Source organism: Bifidobacterium sp. JNUCC 75 (assembly GCF_054819865.1).
Window position 1 is genome coordinate 1541011 of record NZ_JBTHIF010000001.1, and the last position, 19940, is coordinate 1560950.

The 19940-nt window shown below is 54.2% G+C and carries 14 protein-coding genes; 11 read left to right on the forward strand and 3 right to left on the reverse strand.

The genetic code is table 11. The features are described from left to right. The first annotated feature begins 29 nt into the window (after positions 1–29). The 8 genes from leuC to ACVWNW_RS06250 all read left to right on the forward strand — a co-directional run bounded on the left by leuC (position 30) and on the right by ACVWNW_RS06250 (position 10378). The gene (gene leuC, locus ACVWNW_RS06215) at positions 30–1433 is read left to right on the forward strand and encodes a 3-isopropylmalate dehydratase large subunit (RefSeq protein WP_454481725.1); all 1404 of its coding nucleotides are present in this window, start codon (positions 30–32) and stop codon (positions 1431–1433) included. A 46-nt stretch (positions 1434–1479) separates the two neighbouring features. Next, complete coding sequence (gene leuD, locus ACVWNW_RS06220) at positions 1480–2166, forward strand: 3-isopropylmalate dehydratase small subunit (protein ID WP_046322421.1); 687 nt, start codon at positions 1480–1482, stop codon at positions 2164–2166. Positions 2167–2278: 112 nt separating this feature from the next. Continuing rightward, positions 2279–3238, forward strand: coding sequence for a CPBP family intramembrane glutamic endopeptidase (locus tag ACVWNW_RS06225; protein WP_454481728.1), 960 nt, complete (start codon positions 2279–2281; stop codon positions 3236–3238). A 167-nt stretch (positions 3239–3405) separates the two neighbouring features. Further along, positions 3406–5727: a CPBP family intramembrane glutamic endopeptidase gene (locus ACVWNW_RS06230; protein ID WP_454481730.1), complete on the forward strand. Its 2322-nt coding sequence runs from the start codon at positions 3406–3408 to the stop codon at positions 5725–5727. A 103-nt stretch (positions 5728–5830) separates the two neighbouring features. After that, positions 5831–6883: a CPBP family intramembrane glutamic endopeptidase gene (locus ACVWNW_RS06235; protein ID WP_198207457.1), complete on the forward strand. Its 1053-nt coding sequence runs from the start codon at positions 5831–5833 to the stop codon at positions 6881–6883. Between the two features lie 149 nt (positions 6884–7032). Further along, positions 7033–8355: a UDP-N-acetylglucosamine 1-carboxyvinyltransferase gene (gene murA / locus ACVWNW_RS06240; protein ID WP_454483412.1), complete on the forward strand. Its 1323-nt coding sequence runs from the start codon at positions 7033–7035 to the stop codon at positions 8353–8355. A 14-nt stretch (positions 8356–8369) separates the two neighbouring features. Beyond that, on the forward strand, positions 8370–9263 hold the full coding sequence (locus ACVWNW_RS06245; protein WP_454481732.1) for a lysophospholipid acyltransferase family protein: 894 nt from the start codon (positions 8370–8372) through the stop codon (positions 9261–9263). Between the two features lie 113 nt (positions 9264–9376). Beyond that, positions 9377–10378, forward strand: a complete 1002-nt coding sequence (locus tag ACVWNW_RS06250; RefSeq protein WP_454481734.1) for an NAD(P)H-dependent glycerol-3-phosphate dehydrogenase — start codon at positions 9377–9379, stop codon at positions 10376–10378. Positions 10379–10438: 60 nt separating this feature from the next. On the opposite strand, the gene ACVWNW_RS06255 is transcribed toward ACVWNW_RS06250, so the two are convergent. Then, complete coding sequence (locus tag ACVWNW_RS06255) at positions 10439–10723, reverse strand: hypothetical protein (protein ID WP_454481736.1); 285 nt, start codon at positions 10721–10723, stop codon at positions 10439–10441. Here ACVWNW_RS06255 and ACVWNW_RS06260 point away from each other — a divergent pair. The 3 genes from ACVWNW_RS06260 (at position 10673) to ACVWNW_RS06270 (ending at position 14431) form a co-directional block, all read left to right on the forward strand. Next, a complete protein-coding gene (locus ACVWNW_RS06260; protein ID WP_454481738.1) occupies positions 10673–11821 on the forward strand; it encodes a D-alanine--D-alanine ligase family protein in 1149 nt (382 codons plus the stop codon). The two genes, ACVWNW_RS06255 and ACVWNW_RS06260, sit on opposite strands and share 51 nt — an antisense overlap. 69 nt (positions 11822–11890) lie before the next feature. Further along, complete coding sequence (locus ACVWNW_RS06265; protein WP_454481740.1) at positions 11891–13582, forward strand: DUF262 domain-containing protein; 1692 nt, start codon at positions 11891–11893, stop codon at positions 13580–13582. A 39-nt stretch (positions 13583–13621) separates the two neighbouring features. Beyond that, positions 13622–14431 (forward strand): DUF4268 domain-containing protein, encoded by an 810-nt coding sequence (locus ACVWNW_RS06270; RefSeq protein WP_454481742.1) that lies wholly within the window; start codon positions 13622–13624, stop codon positions 14429–14431. Positions 14432–14492: 61 nt separating this feature from the next. Here the strand turns inward: ACVWNW_RS06270 and ACVWNW_RS06275 are convergent, their stop codons facing one another. Beyond that, positions 14493–17696 (reverse strand): restriction endonuclease, encoded by a 3204-nt coding sequence (locus ACVWNW_RS06275; protein WP_454481744.1) that lies wholly within the window; start codon positions 17694–17696, stop codon positions 14493–14495. Positions 17697–17705: 9 nt separating this feature from the next. Beyond that, positions 17706–19589, reverse strand: a complete 1884-nt coding sequence (locus ACVWNW_RS06280) for a site-specific DNA-methyltransferase (RefSeq protein ID WP_454481746.1) — start codon at positions 19587–19589, stop codon at positions 17706–17708. Positions 19590–19940 lie beyond the last annotated feature (351 nt).

Genomic DNA, 19940 nt, shown 5'->3' on the forward strand with positions numbered 1-19940 from the left:
CGGCCGGTCGTAGGTTTTCAGGAGGCGATATGGGACGCACAATGGCGGAAAAGGTCTGGGCCGATCATTTGGTCAGAAAGGGCCAGGGAGGCGAGCCCGATCTGATCTACATCGATCTGCAGCTTATGCACGAGGTGACAAGTCCACAGGCCTTCGAGGGACTACGATTGGCAGGCCGAAAGATCCGTCACCTGGACCAGGTCATCGCTACTGAGGACCACAACACCCCCACCATCGACATCGATCGGCCCATCGCCGACAAGGTTTCGGCCCTGCAGATCTCCACACTGGAGCGCAATTGCCGCGAGTTCGGCGTTCGTCTGCATCCATTGGGGGACGCGGACCAGGGCATCGTCCATGCTTTTGCACCCGTCCTGGGACTGACCCAGCCCGGCATGACCATCGTCTGCGGCGATTCGCACACCTCGACCCACGGGGCCTTTGGCGCCCTGGCTTTCGGCATCGGCACCTCCGAGGTGGAGCATGTTCTGGCCACCCAGACCCTGAGCCTGAAGCCTTTCAAGACCATGGCCATCACCGTCCGCGGCCAGCTCAAGCCCGGCGTGGGCGCCAAGGACGTCATTCTGGCTGTCATCGCCAAGATCGGCACTGGCGGCGGCCAAGGGCACGTTCTGGAGTACCGGGGCGATGCCATTCGGCGCATGTCCATGGACGCGCGCATGACCATTTGCAACATGTCCATCGAGGCCGGGGCGAGGGCTGGGATGATCGCGCCGGACGAGACCACCTTCGCTTACCTGGAAGGGCGGCCGCACGCCCCTAAGGGGGCCATGTGGGAGCAGGCTCTGGACTACTGGCGGACCCTTCCCACTGATCCGGATGCGGTCTTCGACAAGGAGGTCATCCTGGATGCCGACCAGCTGACCCCCTACGTGACCTGGGGAACCAACCCCGGACAGGGCCTGCCCATAGGGGCTGATGTGCCTGTGCCAGAAAAGATCGCCGACCCGTCCAAGCGTCAGGCAGCTCAGGATGCCATCGACTACATGGGTCTGAAGCCTGGGATGCCCATTCGTGACATCGCCGTGGACACCGTGTTTATTGGCTCCTGCACCAATGGGCGCATCGAGGATCTGCGCGCAGCAGCGGCCATCATGAAGGGGCACCACAAGGCCAAGAACCTGCATCGCGTCCTGGTGGTACCGGCTTCTTCGCGAGTTCGCATTCAGGCCGAAAAAGAGGGGCTGGACCGCATCTTCGAGGACTTCGGAGCCGAATGGCGCAACGCCGGCTGCTCCATGTGCCTGGGAATGAATCCCGACCAGCTGGTGCCGGGGGAGCGTTCCATTTCCACATCCAACCGCAACTTCCAGGGTCGTCAGGGCAAGGGCGGCAGGACGCATCTGGCCTCGCCCGAGGTGGCCGCTGCGACGGCCATCAAGGGAACCATCTGCTCCCCGGCCGATCTGTAAGCCCATTAATCATTCGTAATCGCCATCCAGAAGGCAGGAGGTCATCATGGAGCCACTTTCCGTTGTAACCGGGGTTGGAGTGCCCTTGCGCCGCTCCAACGTCGACACCGATCAGATCATCCCCGCCGTATTCCTGAAGCGGGTGAAGAAGACGGGCTTCGAGGATGCGCTCTTCTATGCATGGCGAAGGGATCCGAATTTCGTGCTCAACAGGCCTGAATATTCAGGTGCTCGCATCCTGGTGGCCGGGCCGGACTTCGGCATCGGATCCTCGCGCGAGCATGCGGTCTGGGCTCTGCGGGATTATGGATTCCGCGTGGTCATTTCCCCACGCTTCGCGGACATCTTCTATGGGAACACCGCCAAGAACGGGGTTCTGGCCGCCATCATGCCCCAGGAATCAGTGGAGTTGCTCTGGAAGCTCCTGGAGGAGGATCCTGGCACCGAGATGACTGTGGACCTGGGCGCTCGCACGGTCACCTGCGCGGATGTGACTCTGCCCTTTCAGGTTGACGACTACGTACGATGGCGACTCATGAATGGCTATGACGACATCGATCTGACCCTGCAGCACGAGGATGACATCCGTGCCTATGAGCGCATGAGGGCTGAGCGTTTCCCCTTCAAGCCGCGTACCCTGCCGGCACAGCACATGCCCGAAGAGCCGGTCACTTCAGCCAGGGAGGGCCAGATCGATTGGCCTGGGCCCCTGGCTGATCGCGGCATCATCTGACCGACGGGCCGTGCGCCCTCATATGAAAGTTTCCGCTCTTTTTCGCTTACCATGGCAAGTGACAGTCATTGGTCGACTGTGACCGGTTGGCAAACGAAGAGGGGCGGTTATCATGAGGCATAGCAGCGGCGATGTGCACGACTGGGGCGTTAGACGGGCAGTGAATGCCCTGAGTGCTTTCGCCTTCATCTACGTGGCCATCGAGACCCTGGCAGGCCTTTTGGGAGGCAAGGTAATCCTTCCTGCTCTTTTCCCGCACGCGTCCAAGGAGCAATACAACGGTCCTTTGGGGGACTGGACAGTGGTCACCTCCGTGGTGCTGGCCTTGCTATTTGCCTTGATCAGTCAATGGCCGGTCATTGTAGGCCATGAACGGCATGGCCAGGACCAGGTGCGTTGGGTTACTGCGCGCCGATTCAGCCTGTTGGCGTTGATCATCGCCCTGGCCTGCTTCTTCCTCAGTCAGCTGGTGGCCAGTGCGGCCGACTCTGGACTAGGCGCTATTCTGTCCGGTACTGGGCTGCACCCGCCAACCTCACCTGACGACGGCGGCATGGAAACGCCGATCATGCTCTTCTATGGCATTCTTTTGGGACCTTTTGCTGAGGAACTGGTCTTTCGCGGGGTCATCATGAACGGCTTGCGCCGCTTTGGTCGGGTCTTCGCCATTATTACCTCTTCCTTGCTTTTCGGCTTCATGCATGGCTCCTTGGTCCAGGGTCTGTTTGGTTTCATTTCCGGCCTGGTTCTGGGCTATTTGGCCATGGAGTACGGGCTGGTCTGGTCCCTGTTGGTGCACATGCTCAACAATGCCTTCTCTTCAGGTCTGCTTGCCAAGTACATGCCCCTGGCACCCGAGGTGGTTCGCATCGGCCTGGGCCTGCTCATGATCCTGGTGCTGCTGATCGGTGTCGTCGGGCTGCTGTTCAAGATTAGGACTCTCCGTGATTACTGCCGCAGCAATCGCGCTCCCAAGGGAATCTATGCTTCCTGGAGGGCGCCTTGGTTCCTGCTCTTCTGCCTGGCGTGCCTGCTGATGGCCCTGAGCGAATTTGTACCAGGGCTGGCCTGACCGGACGGCCTATGGCACCGGCTCATTGTTGGGATTCTGTCGAGGAAGGGCAGGGTCGGGCTAGACTCGGTTATGTAGTGTCATGATATGAACGCGGGGAAGGTTCGTGTCGCTGGACGCCCTTGACGGTCGTACGGTAGTGCATGAAGGGGAAGGATCATCGACGGATGAGGGATGATGAGGATCACGACAGCGGCGGCGAGTCTGCCGATGTCCAAGATGAGCAGGGGCGCTGGAAGGCCTCGCGTTCCTCTCTTGCCCTCGTGACCGCAACCCATACCGCCGGCAAGGACTACGCCCGCCACTGGGACTACCAGGAGGGGTCCATCGATCTGCCGCCGCTCAGCCTGCCGGGCCAGGCCGTGGATGATGGCCTGGCCTACCCGGGACGGATTGCCCATAGAAAGATTGTGCTTCCGGGCGCTGAAGGGGCTGGCCATCGTGGGCACACGGGGACCATGCCTGTCGGTGAACGACCCTCGGTGCTTCCTGGATCCGATGATTTTTTGACATCGGTCACTATGGCCAGTCAACCGGCTGTTCCAGCATTTCCTCCGACGGACCTGTCTGCCGACGAGCACGGAGAGAAGGGGGCCGGCGAGGGGTCTGTACCCCGGCGCGTGGTTATTCGCCGGGATCTGGAGGCCCCCAAAGCTACGAAGGCTCCGAAGAAGCAGGATCATTCTGCAGCCAAGGTTGTCTGGTCCTGGACCAAGCCGGAGGTCAGTGATGCTCCGGTTTTCTCCTGGAATATGGGCAAAGGCCGCAAGCCGGCAGCAAAAACCCATGCAGGCAAGCCCAAAGCCCCTGCCGCCAAGGCTTCGTCTCTTGCCACATCTGTTCCTGCCTCGCCAACCAAGCCTACAGGTTCTGCCGTTTCAACAGCATCTGCCCCCGGTTCTTCGTCCGCCGAACCGGCTGAGTCCAAGCCGACGGCTACGGCTGGGGCGTCTCCGGTTGCCGTTTCGGCGGATTCGCTGTCTGCCAAGCCGGATACAGCGGCTTCCGCACCTGCAAAAGTGTATGTTCAGCAGTCCCCGACCCCAGTGGTATTCACCGATCGACCGGTCGTCGTTCGCCGCTCAAATGCCGACTGGGACTCGCTTATCGCTGGTTCATCAGCTTCAGGTCAGAACGTCGCAGCTGCACAATCCGTTGCCAGTGGCGCCAAACATCAGGGGCGCCAGGTCTGTTCGACCCCACGGGTAGTCGATCAGCTGGCCGAGGTCGGCGGCATCAGCACAGGTGGCCGGACCGTTTCGTCATCACCGAGGACTCCGGCCGCTCAGGCGGATCATGCCGCTCAGCCTGTGCAGGCCGTCCAGACAGTAGGTGAAGTTCAATCCGTCGGTGCCCAACCCGCTCCGTCTGATTCCTCTAGGGCTGCGAATGCATCGGCTCCAGCCGCGCAGCACGTTGGCGTCTCAAGCAAGCTGGACGAGGGCACGCAGAATGCTTCGGCAGCAGCCAAGGCCCAGGTTCAAGCCAAGACGAAACCACAGACGGCCACCAAATCGGCACCCTCTGGCAAGCCCGTCTCCTACAGGGCCAGTTCGGGGGTTCTCCACGCCGTCAACGGCCAGGCCGCCTTCGCCTTTGTCTACCTTGCCATATCCGTTCTGATGCTCATGGTCGGTTCGGGGATGATCCTGCCGGTCATCATGGAGCGGGTCAAGGATCCGAGAGCCATTGTCTTCATGTCCGATGGGAATACTCTCCTGTCGGTCCTGCTGGCGCTGGCCTATGCCTGTATTTCAGAGTGGAGCGTTATTCGAGGTAAGGAGCAGCGAGGACAGGACGCTGTCCATTGGCGAACAGATAGAAGAATGACGCTGGCGGCTCTGCTGGCCCTTGTAGCGGTGCTTCTGCTGGGCCAAGGAATGGTCCATGGACTGAACAAGTTCTTCAACCACTTCTGTCTGCTTCTGCACATCCCCTCCCTGGCCTCGCGCAGTCTGCTGGTCACCGGCACTTCCTCGCCGATGATGGCCGTGTATGCCCTCTTGGCGGTTCCTCTGGCTGAGGAGCTGGTTTTCCGTGGCATCATCCTCAACGGGCTGCGCCGGTTCGGCAGAGTCTTTGCCATCCTGACCGCATCCCTGCTCTGCGCACTGTTGCAGTGTGACCCGGTCTCTGGGCTCTGGATCTTCCTGCTGGGGCTGGCACTGGGGTATTGCTCCCTGGAGTATGGCCTTGTCTGGGCCATTGGAGCCCGTGTGGTCGGCAATCTGCTCTTCAGCGGCCTGCCCAACCGTTACCTGATGAGCGCTCCACGAACTGCTCGTATGTCGATTTTGGCAGTGGCATTGGTCTTGGTTCTGGCTGGACTGGTCATGTTCTTCCTGCACCGCGCCAGTCTGTTTGACTACCGGCGGCGCTATCGAGCCCCTAAGGGAACCTACGCTTCCTGGAGGCAGCCCTGGTTCCTGCTCTATTTGCTGCTCTGCCTGCTGCTTACAGTCTTCAAGTTCGTGCCCGGTCTGCTCTAGAGCATGACGTATTGGGGCTGCCAGTGGTGGCGTAGACTTGGACCAGCTGGAGGTCAGTGCCGGATGGCCAAACCTGCAGAGGATCATGAAAGGGCATGGTGACATGGGGCAGACAGCGACGGCAGCCGACGCGTCAGCGACTGGGCAGACTCAAAAGCCCAGACGAGGCATGGCGGATCGCGCATGGATGAGTGCGGCCAGGGGGATGCTTAACCGTCAGGCCGCCCTGCTGCTGGTCTATCTGCTTATCATCAACAGCGTCGGTTTTCTGTTCGGTGTTCTGGCTCAGATGGAGTGGAATGCCGTGTTTGATCCGGTGCCTGCCCACTCGGGATTTATGTATGTGATCGTCCATGCTGACAAGGAGTATGGAGGCATCATCAACCTGATCGCCGCCTGCACAGGTCTCTGCTTCCTGGTCTTCACGCGGCGGCGGCAGATCTGCGATTCAGGCCCTATGGGCATATTCCACACTGATCTGCACCCCATGACCTGGCAGGTTTTGCTGGGATGCTTTGCACTGACGCTGACCGGGCAGACCCTGGCGGACTGGTATCAGTCAGGCATGGACTGGACCACGGCGCGGTTGGGAGTGCAGCAGTCCTGGACCACGACTGAGCAGATCCAGCAGGCCTCGGGTACTATCCCCATGTTCATCTACGTCAGCCTGCTGGCCCCCGTCATCGAGGAGCTGGTCTTCAGAGGGGCTATCCTGCACGCGCTGAAGCCCTACGGCCACGTCTTCGCCATCGTCACCTCCGCTGTTATGTTCGGCTTCTTCCACGGCGATCTGGATCAAGGATTCTTTGCTTTCATTATGGGTCTGCTCTTGGGCTATCTTGCCTGCGAATACTCCATCTTCTGGTCCATAGCCCTGCACGTGTTCAACAACCTGGTCGTCAGCGACGGGCTGGAACTCCTGCTCGGGTTTATGAGCGACAATATGTCTTCTTACGTCAACGTGCTCATGATGTTGGCAGGCATGCTGGCAGCCGTGCTGGTCCTTTACTTGGGCCGCCATAGGATCGTCGCTTTTCTGCGGGAAAACCGCACGTATACGAACGTCTATGGTGCCTGGGCCTGCCCGTTCTTCATCATGCTGCTACTGATCATGGGCTTCACGATGCTGACCCCCTTCGTTTCGACCGGTGCTTGACCAGTATCTGACTGGGTGGACGCTCTATGCCGGAGGCGACAATTCACGGTGTCCCCACACCCCCTGTGGCAGACTTGCAAATAGGGGCCGATGATGCGCCAAAGCCCGGCTCTGAGCGGATACGAGAAAGAAGCCGATGTATGGCCAAGATGAATACACAGAATGATGTGCTGCATGTGGTGGGCGGCAGGCCCCTGCATGGCACCATACAGGTCCGCGGGGCCAAGAACTTCGTCAGCAAGGCCATGGTGGCTGCCCTGCTGGCTCCTGGTGTATCAGTGCTCAAGAACGTGCCTGAAATCCGCGACGTCCAGGTGGTCTCCGACCTGCTGAGGCTGCATGGTGTCAAGGTGGATGTCCGTCCACAGGAGGGCGTGGTCACCATTGATGCCAGCCATGTAGAGCTGGCCGACGTGGCCGATGTGGATACCCTGTCGGGATCTTCCCGCATACCCATCCTCTTCTCCGGGCCGCTTCTGCATCGGATGGGAGAGGCTTTCATTCCCGCGCTTGGCGGCTGCCGCATCGGTAGCAGGCCTATCGACTTTCATCTGGAGACCCTGCGCAAGCTGGGGGCCAATGTCGACAAGGAGCATGAAGCCGGTATCCACATCACGGCGCCTGACGGCCTGCACGGAGCCAAGATTCACCTGCCCTACCCCTCGGTGGGAGCCACGGAGCAGACCCTGCTGGCTGCCGTCCTGGCCGAGGGGCGTACCGAGCTGTCGGGGGCGGCTACCGAGCCCGAGATCATGGATCTGGTGGCGGTCCTGCAGAAGATGGGTGCACAGATCTCAGTGGACGTGGACCGTACCATCCGCATTGAGGGGGTGCCCTCCCTGAAAGGCTTCACCCATACCTCATTGCCAGACCGGATCGAGGCTGCCTCCTGGGCCTCGGCCGCCCTGGCCACCCATGGCGACATCATGGTCAAGGGCGCCCAGCAGCCCGACATGATGACCTACCTGAACGTCTTCCGCAAGATCGGCGGCCAGTTCGATGTGCGCGACGACGGCATCCGCTTCTGGCATCCGGGCGGCGACCTGCGGCCCGTGGCCATCGAGACCGACGTGCACCCCGGGTTCATGACCGATTGGCAACAGCCTCTGGTAGTCGCTCTGACCCAGGCCAAGGGTCTTTCCATCGTTCACGAGACCGTCTATGAGAACCGCTTCGGCTTCACCAAGCCGCTGATTCAGATGGGCGCCACCATCCAGCTCTACAAGGAATGCCTGGGGTCCCTGCCCTGCCGCTTCCAGCAGCGCAACTTCAACCACTCTGCGGTTATCTTCGGACCCACCCCGCTGACTGGTCAGGACATCGATGTACCCGATTTGCGTGGCGGTTTCAGCCACCTGATTGCGGCACTGACAGCCTCCGGCCCCTCCACCGTCCACGGCATCTCCTTGATTGACCGCGGTTACGAGGACTTCCGCGACAAGCTACTGGCCTTGGACGCGCAGATCGACTGATCCGGCAGGCATAGATGGCTTCCAAAGGTAAACCCTCCCCCCGGTCTGCGGTAGCAGCCCTGCCCGACCAGCAGGTGGCCCTGCTGGCCCAGCGGCACAGACTGGTGGATCCGACCCGCTACTATCCCACTGGTCACCGCGCACCGGCCCTGGACGAGATAGACGGTCAGCACCCTGTGGGGACTACCCGTCTATTGCGCGGGGTCTCCCAGGTGGTGCGTGACTCCTGCCGTGTCTATGCCTGGGGGTTGGAGCGGGTGCCGCAGACCGGGCCCTTTATCACCGCAGCCACCCATGTGACCCAGTTCGACGTTTTCATTCCTATGATGGCCCTCTTCCACCTGGGTCGTCGTCCCCGCTATATGGCCAAGGCCGAGATGGCCCACTGGCCCCTTATCGGCAGCTGGTTTCGCATGGTGGGCATGCAGCCGGTAGAACGCAAGTCCGGCAAGGCCAGGTCGATTGAGGAGGAGTCGATCAATATCATCACCTCGGGCAGGCCCCTGACCATCTGGCCGGAGGGGACCGTGACCCGTGACCCTCTGAAGTGGCCCATGTCGCTCAAACCCGGGGTCGGATTCATCGCCTTGGAAGCCTCACGGCAGCTGGGTCGCATGGTTCCACTCTATCCCAGCATCACCTGGGGGGCGGCTTCGATCAACCACAAGTGGCCTTGGCCTCGCAAGAACGTGGTCATGTGCTATGACCGGCTCCTTGACTATTCCGACCTTCTGGACGACATGGATCAGTGGGGTGCGGAACCTCCCAAGCAGTCCGTACATGCCCTCTGTGTCCGCCTGCGCAACCGGATGGAAGAGGTCATGGCCGAGATTCGTGGCGAGGAGCCCCCGGCGGCTGGATACTTCGACTACGTAACCATGACCCGTCGGCCCAGAAGCGAGCAATAAGGCCGGAACCCACCTCTGATTCCTCCTGCTTGGCGGTGGTGTCATAGGATGGTGGGGACAAGAATGAGGATGCTGGTCGGCGTTCCCGTGCGCACGGCATTATGCAAAGGAGAATGATGACGAAGATCGCGGTATTGGGAGCAGGCGCATGGGGAACCGCTTTTGCCCAGGTACTGGCTGATGCTGGCAACCAGGTGGTCATGTGGGACATCGATCCGAATGTCGTAGAGGAAATCAACAGTCAACATTCGAATACTCGCCGCCTGCCGACCGTGAAGAGGCTGCCCGACGCCATCAGCGCTGAGGGTGACCGTGCCAAGGCCGTCTCGGGGGCTGAAATCGTGGTCGTGGCCATAGCTGCTCAGCACGCCTGTGAGGCCTTGACGGAATTCAAGAGTCTATTGGATCATGATGCCATTGCGGTTTCCCTGATGAAGGGGATTGAACGGGGCACCGACAGGCGGATGGATCAAGTGGTCTGCCAGACGCTGGATCTGGACCCAGTCAGGTTTGCGGCCGTCTCCGGTCCCAACTTGAGCAAGGAGGTGGCCGCCCGCGAGCCAAGCGCCACCGTGGTCGCCAGCGCTGATGCCGATACCGCCATGAGAGTAGCCCGTGCTTGTACGACCGACTATTTCAAGGCCTTCGTTTCGGACGATGTGATCGGCCTGGAAATGTGCGGGTCGCTGAAGAACGTCACTGCACTGGCTGTCGGGATGTCACGGGGGGCTGGATTCGGGGAGAACACGGCTGCCATGATCCAGGCCAGGGGTCTGGCTGAGCTCACTGCCTTGGGGGAGGCCTGCGGGGCCAAGTCCAAGACCTTCGCCGGTCTTGCTGGGGTCGGCGACCTGGTAGCCACCTGTGGGTCGTCTCTGAGCAGGAACTACACTTTTGGCTTTAATTTGGGACAGGGCAAAAGCATCGAGGAAGCCACTCGCGTCAGCAAGGGTGTCGCCGAAGGCGTACCCACCACCGATGCTGTCGTCGCCTTGGGCAAGCGCTACCAGGTGGCGACCCCGCTGGCTACGGCCATGAGCCATGTCTTGGATCAGGGTCTGAGCTGCCGGGGCATGATCGACGAGCTGTTCGGCGGGCAGATCACTGCAGAGTGAGTCTGGCGGCTGTCAGAAAATTCTGAAGGCTATAGGGGTACAAAGGCTCTGAAACCAGCGCTACCAACATCCGATTGATGGTGTACGGTTTTCCGAATCAGCCAGCAAGCCCAGCTTGTCTGGTGCCTGCATCAGCTCCACCTCGGCTGTGTTCGTGCCAAGCTTGTGGATGAGCGACTCCGACCAGGCCTTGCTGCCTGCCGAGGGGATATTCTGCTGTCTTGAATGATGCATCTGCTCGGGCAGGTGCGTGATGTTGAAAATCATGTGCAGGATGAGGAAAGCCGAGGGATGATGGTCAGGAAACGTGTTGTAGTGCTTTATGGCGGGCGTGCCGACGAACATTCCATATCCTGCGTGTCGGCGGCTGGCGTGCTCAACGCCATCGATATCGATCGATACGAGCCCATCCCTATTGGCATCACCAAGGACGGTCGTTGGATCATCGGCGGTCAGGATCCCAGGCAGTGGGGTCTGGGCGATGCCAGTCTGCCAACCGTGCAGATAACTGAAGGCAGCCGTCCGGTCATTCTCGACATGGCTCGCGGCCGGGAAGGGTTTTTGATCGGCGACCATGCCGATCTGGTCTCAGGAGCCGAGCCTTCCAGGACCGTTGGTTCACTGGAGCCTTTGGGGCATGTTGATGCGGTTTTCCCGGTGCTTCACGGCCCTTATGGTGAAGACGGCACCTTGCAGGGCCTGCTTGAAATGATGGGTCTGCCCTACGTCGGATGCGGGGTCTTCGCCTCTGCTGCATGCATGGACAAGCACTACACCAAGATTCTGCTCAGCCAAGCCGGCATACCTGTGGCTCCTGGCATCACCATTGATTCGCGTGAACAGCGATCCGGGGCCGACCTGCTGGCCGCTGTGGAGAAGGCAGAGTTGCATTATCCGCTCTTCGTCAAGCCCTCCCGTGCAGGATCCAGCTTTGGTGTGGTCAAGGTAGAAGAGCCCCAAGCCGAAGCCCTGGCTGCTGCAGTCGCCGAGGCTGCAAAGCATGACTGGCGGGTCCTGATAGAGGAGGGTATTGAGGGGCGGGAGATCGAGTGTGCCGTGCTCGCCTCCAGCAAGGACAGACAGCCCCGTACAGCCTGGCCTGGCGAGGTGGTGCTGGACAAGGCTGATCAGGACGAGGCCTTCTACGACTTCGACAGCAAGTATGTGGACTCTTCCGCTTCCCATGTGGAGGTTCCTGCCGACCTGCCAGAAGAGACTCTTCAGAAGGTTCGCGACCTGGCTGCCAAGGCTTTCAGAACCGTGGACGGCGCAGGTCTGAGTCGTGTCGACTGCTTTGTGACGCCCGAGGGCAGGGTCATCGTCAACGAGATCAACACCATGCCTGGTTTCACGCCTATCTCCATGTATGCCAAGGCCTGGGAGGCCACGGGGATTACCTACACCGATCTGATTACTGACTTGATCGAGGGTATATCGGCCTGACTGTGGCAGTGGGTGCTTCCTATAATGGGAGCGTCCGCCGATGTACCCGCTGGTAAGGCAAGGTTCCTCATGGATGCTGGTCCCGTTAAGCTGCTGAGTCTGATTGCCGATAAGAGCAAGCGTTTTATTGTCCCTGTATATCAGCGCCCCTATTCCTGGGATAAGGAACAATGCGAGCAACTTTGGAACGACGTGCTTGCCATTGAGCGTTTACACGAGAGCGCCCATTTCATGGGTTCACTGGTCTGGATTCAAGAGGGCACCATGGGCGCCGATGGGGTGACATCAGCCCTCATTATCGATGGTCAGCAGAGAATTACAACAGTCAATCTTCTCCTAGCAGCACTTGCTGATTATGCAGACAGCCACCAAAGCCAGGCCAATAAGTTGCAGTTTTCCTGCGAAACACTCACACGAGAATATCTGATTGATTTTTCTCGTGAAGGCGAAGGACATTATCGTTTATGCCTATCGCAGAGTGATTGTGACACATACGAGTCCATCATTCACCATTTGGAAAATTCTAAAGCTCCGATTAAGGGCCAGTCCCGTAGACTTATCGATAACTTCCACTGGTTCAGTCATCAATTGGAGGGCATGAAGGACCCGAACAGTGTGTGGTCTGGGCTTATGTCCTTGGAGGTAGTGTCGATCTCCTTGACGCAGGGTCAGGATGATCCACAGGCCATCTTCGAGTCCATGAATTCTACTGGTAAGGACCTGTCGACTGCAGATCTGGTTCGTAATTATGTTCTCATGCGGCAGCCTTTGGAGACCCAGGGGATGTTATATGAAGATCATTGGAGAAGAATTGAAATAGCGCTAGGTGTGAACGTCTATGATGACGTTTTTGATGATTTTCTCTATGACTGGCTTGCCATCATCAACGCCCCCAGACCAGTGCCTACACGAGACGTATACAGGTTCTTTAAAGACTACGTGACCAACAATGGCTACGATAACCACGATCAAATAGTCGGACTTCTGGACCAGATGAGCAAGTTTGCCGGGTACTATTCGCGTATTACTTCGAGCTCGGGGGATGATCCTGAAATAGACCAATTGTTTGGCCGTATTCATGCTCTAAATATGTCCGTCATCAACCCCCTGCTCATGACCCTTTTGGACGATTACCAGGAGGGGGATGATCTCTTCAGCCGCAGTGATTTTATATCCATGTTGAGGTTGTTGGAGAGTTATCTCTTCCGCCGCATTGCCTGCCAGATATCGAGCAATGGGCTGAACAGGTTTTCACTTTCGGTCATAGCACGTCTCAGACAGATAAAGGAAGACGGGTCATCCGGTTATCGGCAGGCCTTCGAAGCAGCCTTGCTGAGCGGGGCCGGTACAAGCCATCGAATGCCTGATGACAATGAATTTCGCCAAACTCTTCTTTCGCGCGACTTCTACCCCCTTTCGCGTTGTTATTACATGTTGACAACACTGGAAAATGAGCACCATCCTAAGAATCCGATTGACTTTTCCTCAAGGAAACTCACTATTGAGCATATTCTGCCCCAGAATGCGCTCGCTCATGAGCAGTGGCGGCAGATGTTAGGTGCTGATTGCGAAAGGGTTTTTGCGGAGCATGTCAACAAGCTGGGTAATTTGACTCTGACCGCTTATAACTCAGAACTCTCGGATGGGTTGTTCAAGCAGAAGAGGGATCGAATTGTCGGTGGATATCAGGATGAATACCTGTCTATTTCGCATGAGTTGCGTGATGCGCAGACTTGGAATGCCGAGCCCATCGAGGCCTAGACGCGTCGGCTAGCCGATGAGGCTTTGCAAGTCTGGTCTATGCCGAAGATCGATCGTGCGACCATCGACAAGTATCAATCCGATAAGCAGGCGAAGATTCCGGCAAAGACGGTTTCCTTGCACATGTTGGGTGTCAGTGGCCTGCTGAAGCCTGGCGATCAACTGGAAAGCCTTTCCCGCAAGTATGAGGCCAGCGCTCTGATTACTGAAGAGATGATGATTAGGGTCTCGGACGGGCGTGAATTTGAGAGTCCCTCGTCGGCGGCTTCGCATGTTCTCAAATTGGCTGGGGCGAGCAGCAGCTCAATCAATGGCTGGACGTTCTGGGGGCATGGGGGCATCAGCCTTGACGATTTTCGTTCTCGTTACCGGGTTTCGCAAGGTGATATGGAGTCTCTGGACCGCTCGAAGTTGAGGGCCATGTTCTGGGAGGGGTTCGTTGACTTCTGCAAAGCCAGGGATGACTTCATGGCCGCTTTCGGTTCGGCCTTTACCAGAGCCGACCATACGAGGTACCTGTTGAGTTTTGGCTCGCCCGTGTCTGGCTGCAATCTGGAAGGTCTCATCGGCATCAGGGACGGGTACGCCACTGTTGAATTCCTCTTTCATGATCCTGTGCAATACATGGACTTCCTTGAGCACAAGTCTCAGGTCGAGAGCGACCTGTCAGGCCAGGAGGGTGATTTGGACTGGGATGATAAGGATGCAGACAAGAAATCACGCCACCTGACTCTGACTAGGCGTACTGATTACAAACAAGACCAATGGGATGATATCTACCGTTGGGTAGCCGACGCTTTGCTAAAGATGACGGGAGTCAAGCAAGTATGTCCGCTAGCCGAGTGTTAACAAAGCTAAATACTGTTCGATAGTAATATACCACTTCAATACGATTGCAATTATTCAACTTCTATTGTAATGCCCTTACTTGGTCGATTAGGTCCTGGTAGGTGACGACTTGCTCATAGTGTACATCATCCGCTAAGTTGAGTTCGTTGAAAAGCCGTTTTGCGCAAGATATTTTACTCTCTTCAACTCCTCTCATCTCCATAGTTTCCATGCTGCCCTTGGTCTCAGCTATGAAGAATAGATGCTTTATACCTTTGTCATTACGAAATGCGATGGCCCAATCTGGAGCGTAATTTCCTACAGGTGTTGGAATCTGGAACGCTCTGGGCAATTTTGCATATACAGCTACTTCGTCAGCGTGATCCAACGCCTCTGCAAATTTCCATTCGATGCTGTTCCTGGGTGTTCCGTCTGGGAGTACCCATTGCTGGATGCATTTTTTGGCTTCATAAGCATTACGTTTCTCAACATTTCCGCTTGTTTTAGTGAAGATGTTTGAATCATATTGGCCTTTCGCGCGACTATAACTAATATGATCCACAATCATCGATGCCTTTTGCTCGATGATTAGTCTGCTGGCTCTGGAAATGAACTGTTCAGGATTCTTGCGGAAGAGGCTAAACTTTGACTTTCGGATGCCTTTGAGTATCTCAGCTGCGCAACGGCGGGTAATAACTGCTGTCCGCGCAATCTCTCCAAGTAGATCGTATCGTACTTGTGCTGTTAAATCTGCAACTATTTCACGTGTAGTACTGGCATCAGCGCCTTTATAGAAAAGTTCGCCAGACTCTAATTGGCTGACACGGGCTATTTCTCTTTGTATACCTCTTGTTATTGTAAAAGAGAATTCAGGTACGGTCAGCCGCTCATTAATGGCTTGTATTGATTTGTTTATTAGTTCTTTATCGTTAAAGCTTACTGTATAAGTGTATTTGTGGTTTATGCGTTTCCATAGATTTTGGAATTCTTCTTTGTTCCAATTATCATTCAAGGGGTTATCGCTTATTTTCGTAGCAAGTCCATTGCTGAGGTAGTTAGCTGAGAGTCCTTCTACAATACTATCTAATATAAGTTTAATGGCAGGAGCTTTAAAGCGGATGTCTTTGGGGAATTCAGTCAGTACTTCGGGATTCAAACCGTCGAGTCGATACGTGTCAGTCAGTTTCCCATTGTCATCTATCATATTAGTTTTGAATAAATAGAGGTAAATTTTCTTAGACTCCTCGGCAGAAAAAGTGATGGGCTCACTATCCTCATAGTCTGTGCCCAGTATTTGTGCAGGAATGCTAAACTTTGTGAACAATTCGCTGTCGACCTTCGTTGGTCGTTCTCGTAGGTTCGACTCCATGTCTTTTTGTAGAGAGGCTGCGAACTGTTCATAGCTTTCAGAGGCTATGACCGTTAGCAGATTGATTTCATGAACCATGTCTTTGCCGAGAACGTTCGCATCTTGACGAATGCCTTCATTATTAACGCATAAGCGTAGACCGCGACCCACTTCTTGTCGTTTGCCGATTTCATTGTCAGAGTGTTTAAGTGTGCATATCTGGAAAACGTTTGGGTTATCCCAACCTTCGCGTAAAGCTGAGTGGCTAAAGATAAAACGCGTCGGTTCTTCAAAACTTAGCAAACGCTCCTTATCTTTAAGGATTAGGTCGTACGCGCTTATGTCGTCGCTCTCGTCAGAATTGCGCTTTAATCTTGAGTTTATGGCGTGGCCTTGTTTATCTATGCTGAAATAGCCACGGTGTGCTGTGCGGGCTGTCGTTTTCCGCAAGAAACGTAGGTAGCCATGTTCATCCTCAAGCCGGTTCCTTAAGAACGAACGGACGCATTTGTCATACTCTTCTTCAAACATGACGGCATACTCGCCTTTGATTGGTTCATTGTGGTCGTTGTATTGACGATATTTGGAAACTTCATCAATAAAGAAAAGGCTGAGGCATTTGATACCAAGAGCCCACAGTTGTTCCTCTTTCTTGAGATGTGAAAGAATAGTTTCTCGAATTTGTATGCGACGCATGTCGGCTTCTGAGCCGTCGTTGAGGATCTTTCCTTTATAAAGGATCTCATTATTAAGGAAACGTACATATCCTAGGTGATTCGCCCGATCAGGCACTATGCCATCAGGAGCTATTTGCCAGCCTTCACTGTAGGCTGGCAAATTTCCCGACGCGGTGTACATGCTGTCCCCTTCGTCGAAAATGCTCGTGACGGTGGTGATGTTTCCAGAGTGTTTTCTTTCTTTATACTCGATACGGGCACGAGGAGGATGATTGGGACTCACGATAATATCCCGCAAATATAAATAACCATCCGCGCCGCTCATATTATGCAATTCAAAGCCTTTTACCTCAATGCGCTTGACAAGGCGCTGATTGTAAGCATCCAAAGCGTCTAATGCGTAGACTAAATTATGCTTGACCTTGTGCGTAGCTGAGTAATTCAGCAAGAATAAGGGTTTGAATTGTTTTATACCATTTTGCGTTGCTTTTCCGCCCATTTTTTGTGGTTCATCAAGGATGATAATCGGGTGAACAGCGCTGATGACGTCAATTGGGCGTCTGGAGCCGAAATCGTCTCGTTCAGAAAAAATGATCCTTGCGTCCTTGCTACGTCCACCTTCTTTCATAGATGTATTGAAAGCCTGCATGTTAATAATCATGACTGTGATATCTGGGGATTGAGTAAAGCTGTCTAATTCGTTTAGTCTCGATGAATTGTAAACAAACCAATTGAGCTTTTTCCCGTAACCTTCATTTCCGTCTTTGCCTGAGGTGTAAAAATAATCAGCCGTCATGTCAAGAGATTGTGCGACTCCCTCACGAATGGCGATGGACGGCACGATAATAATGAATTTGCTCCAACCGTATTTGCGGTTGAGCTCGAAAATAGTTTTAGTGTAAACGAATGTTTTCCCAGTGCCAGTCTCCATCTCAACATCCAGCTCTACAGGTCCAAGCATATTTGAGAGTTGAGTCGACTGCGGTAGATCGTTGTACTTTTGGACACGGCGGATGTTATCGAGTATTTGTGATTGTCCAATAAGCAGATTGCTGTTCTGATAACCTGTATCGTCATCTGCTTCCGTACCAGCAAGCGGATATAGATTGTCATATAAGGTATCTTGCAACAAATCGGACCTCTTAATACCAGTATCGCGGATATAACGTATTCCTGATAAATGCGGCTGACCCTGAAATACGTCGCATACAGCCTCAGCTGCTTGTGATTGGTATTGATACTGAGAGAATTTGAACTTCATTCTTGACCCCTAGATGATGCGAATCTGAGTTTGGGCATCAGCAGAATTCGTATTTTGTTTAAAAAGTTCTATGAAATTCGTTCTGGAGGCACTGTCGGGTATACTTTGCTCGCCTAAGACCACATATGAAGGACGTGGATTTAAGTTCGCTATGGTATGCATCAGTCCTTCGGAAATATTGTTGTCAAAGCAAGCTACTAATTGTCCATGATTCACACTGTAGACGGTATTATCGCTATACCGAGGTCCTGTTAATACGGTTATATTGCTGCTGTAGCAAATCTGGAACCTTGGTAATATCTCAAAAAGCAAATCGAGTGAAGAGCGCTTTTCCTTAACGTTACTGATATCTAACTCCAGCATTTCCTGGCTATATGAATTAGCTGGCCGTTTCATATCTAAGTAGTTGGAGGAGTCGATCCGTAGCACTCGGAAGCCTAAATCTAATGACATATTTCGAGGTTTAGTGTCGTGTGTCGCCTTAATTTTATCAGCCGTCCGGCGGATCCGTTCCTCGCCGATCTCACAAATATTGTTATATCCTTGCTTCAATGCTTCACTTGTTTTTGGTATTGATTCAGGTAGCTGTACCAAGATGAACTTGCGTGTTCCGTTGTCGGTTTCATTCATTTGCATAACAGCGTCTGCAGTTGTGGCAGATCCACTAAAATAATCGAGCACAATCGCGCTTTTGTCATCGTGGGTCATAATCTGCAGGATTCGGGTGATCAATTCAACTGGTTTGGGTGTCTCGAAGACATTGCTACCCATGAGTTTTTTTAATTGATTGGTTGCTGTCGATGTTAGACCCGCATCGTCCCACCAGGTCGTTACTGTCTTTCTGCTTTTCTCTGCATCGCTGAAATAGTACTTTTGATAAAGGTTATTGCCCGATAAGACAATAGTTCCGTTCTCGTATTTCTCAGACATTGTTTTTTTAGAGTATCTCCAGTATTTTGAAACACCCAAGAAGCTGTAGTATGGATTCCCCTTTCGCGCTCCTCCAGGGCCGTCAACCGGAACTAATTTATAGGAGCCTTTTCCATCATTATCATTGTGCTCAAAACCAGAGAGATCTGGATTTAATCCGATTTTTTTCTTTTTGCTTTCAAGTGTGTTTATATCTTTGGCATAAAACAAAAGGAAATCATGATTTGATGAAATAATCTTGTCATTAGACACTGAACCACGAGATTTATGACAGATAATGGCCACTCTATTACGAACTCCAAAAATTTCGTCCATTATCTTGATGAGGTTTGCTGCTTCATTATCATTAATGCTAACGAAAATAGCGCCATCTGTTGTCAATAAATCGCGTGTTATTGTCAATCTAGGGTAAATCATCGAGCACCAGTTTGAGTGAAAGCGCCCGTCGGTTTCCTGATTTGGTATGAGCAGATCACCATCTTCATCATATGCTGCGCTAGCAACTCGGTGTTCTTGATCAGATGCAACGAAATTGTCTCTGTAGATAAAGTCGTGACCAGTATTATAGGGAGGATCTATATATACCAGCTTAATTTTTCCCGCATATGTTTCACGTAAAATTTTTAGGGCGTCTAAATTATCGCCTTCGATATATAGATTTTGTGTGTTGTCCCAGTCCACACTGCTCTCCTTGATAGGCCGCAATGTCTTAGTAATAGGAGTGGATGCTTCGATTTTGGCTTTGTGCTTGCCAGGCCATGTGAATTGATATCGCTCACGGGTCCCTTCAGCAACATCGCCGAGCATGTCTCGAAGCGCATCAAAATCAACAGACTTTTTAACTTCACCAGTCTGGGCGTCTTGTACTTCAGTGGCTACCTCAGGAAAAAGCTGGACAATTTTATCAATATTCTCGTCTATCGGATCGCTAGTGTAATTTTGAAGCCTTTTTATAGTATTCATATGCTCTCTCCTTGCAGCTCGGAAAGTTGCGTTAAGGCCTTCTGCAGCTGTTCCCGTAGCTAGTATGCTTCGGGATCTGTACAGCCTTTGCATGAGCCTTGCTTAGCTTTTTGATCTCTTTCTTTGTACTTATTATCTGAATATCAAGCTTACTATCGAGATCGACTTGCTGTGTTTGAGCTTTATTCAGTATCATTCAAGAATTTATCGAATAGAGCCTATGCGCTATCCGAGTTATTCTCGTGTATCCTATCTGTCGTTTCTGATTATCTCACTCTTTGCAGGTAACACAGTATATCCACATTCACGTTAGGCTTAGTACCGGTATCCCGGTGCGATCGCAAAAGTATG

Bases quoted from the DNA above. Each gene is read 5' to 3' on its own strand.
- leuC (WP_454481725.1), top strand. From the start codon at position 30: ATGGGACGCACAATGGCGGAAAAGGTCTGGGCCGATCATTTGGTCAGA.
- leuD (WP_046322421.1), top strand. From the start codon at position 1,480: ATGGAGCCACTTTCCGTTGTAACCGGGGTTGGAGTGCCCTTGCGCCGC.
- ACVWNW_RS06225 (WP_454481728.1), top strand. From the start codon at position 2,279: ATGAGGCATAGCAGCGGCGATGTGCACGACTGGGGCGTTAGACGGGCA.
- ACVWNW_RS06230 (WP_454481730.1), top strand. From the start codon at position 3,406: ATGAGGGATGATGAGGATCACGACAGCGGCGGCGAGTCTGCCGATGTC.
- ACVWNW_RS06235 (WP_198207457.1), top strand. From the start codon at position 5,831: ATGGGGCAGACAGCGACGGCAGCCGACGCGTCAGCGACTGGGCAGACT.
- murA (WP_454483412.1), top strand. From the start codon at position 7,033: ATGAATACACAGAATGATGTGCTGCATGTGGTGGGCGGCAGGCCCCTG.
- ACVWNW_RS06245 (WP_454481732.1), top strand. From the start codon at position 8,370: ATGGCTTCCAAAGGTAAACCCTCCCCCCGGTCTGCGGTAGCAGCCCTG.
- ACVWNW_RS06250 (WP_454481734.1), top strand. From the start codon at position 9,377: ATGATGACGAAGATCGCGGTATTGGGAGCAGGCGCATGGGGAACCGCT.
- ACVWNW_RS06260 (WP_454481738.1), top strand. From the start codon at position 10,673: ATGGTCAGGAAACGTGTTGTAGTGCTTTATGGCGGGCGTGCCGACGAA.
- ACVWNW_RS06255 (WP_454481736.1), bottom strand. From the start codon at position 10,723: ATGTTCGTCGGCACGCCCGCCATAAAGCACTACAACACGTTTCCTGAC.
- ACVWNW_RS06265 (WP_454481740.1), top strand. From the start codon at position 11,891: ATGGATGCTGGTCCCGTTAAGCTGCTGAGTCTGATTGCCGATAAGAGC.
- ACVWNW_RS06270 (WP_454481742.1), top strand. From the start codon at position 13,622: ATGCCGAAGATCGATCGTGCGACCATCGACAAGTATCAATCCGATAAG.
- ACVWNW_RS06275 (WP_454481744.1), bottom strand. From the start codon at position 17,696: ATGAAGTTCAAATTCTCTCAGTATCAATACCAATCACAAGCAGCTGAG.
- ACVWNW_RS06280 (WP_454481746.1), bottom strand. From the start codon at position 19,589: ATGAATACTATAAAAAGGCTTCAAAATTACACTAGCGATCCGATAGAC.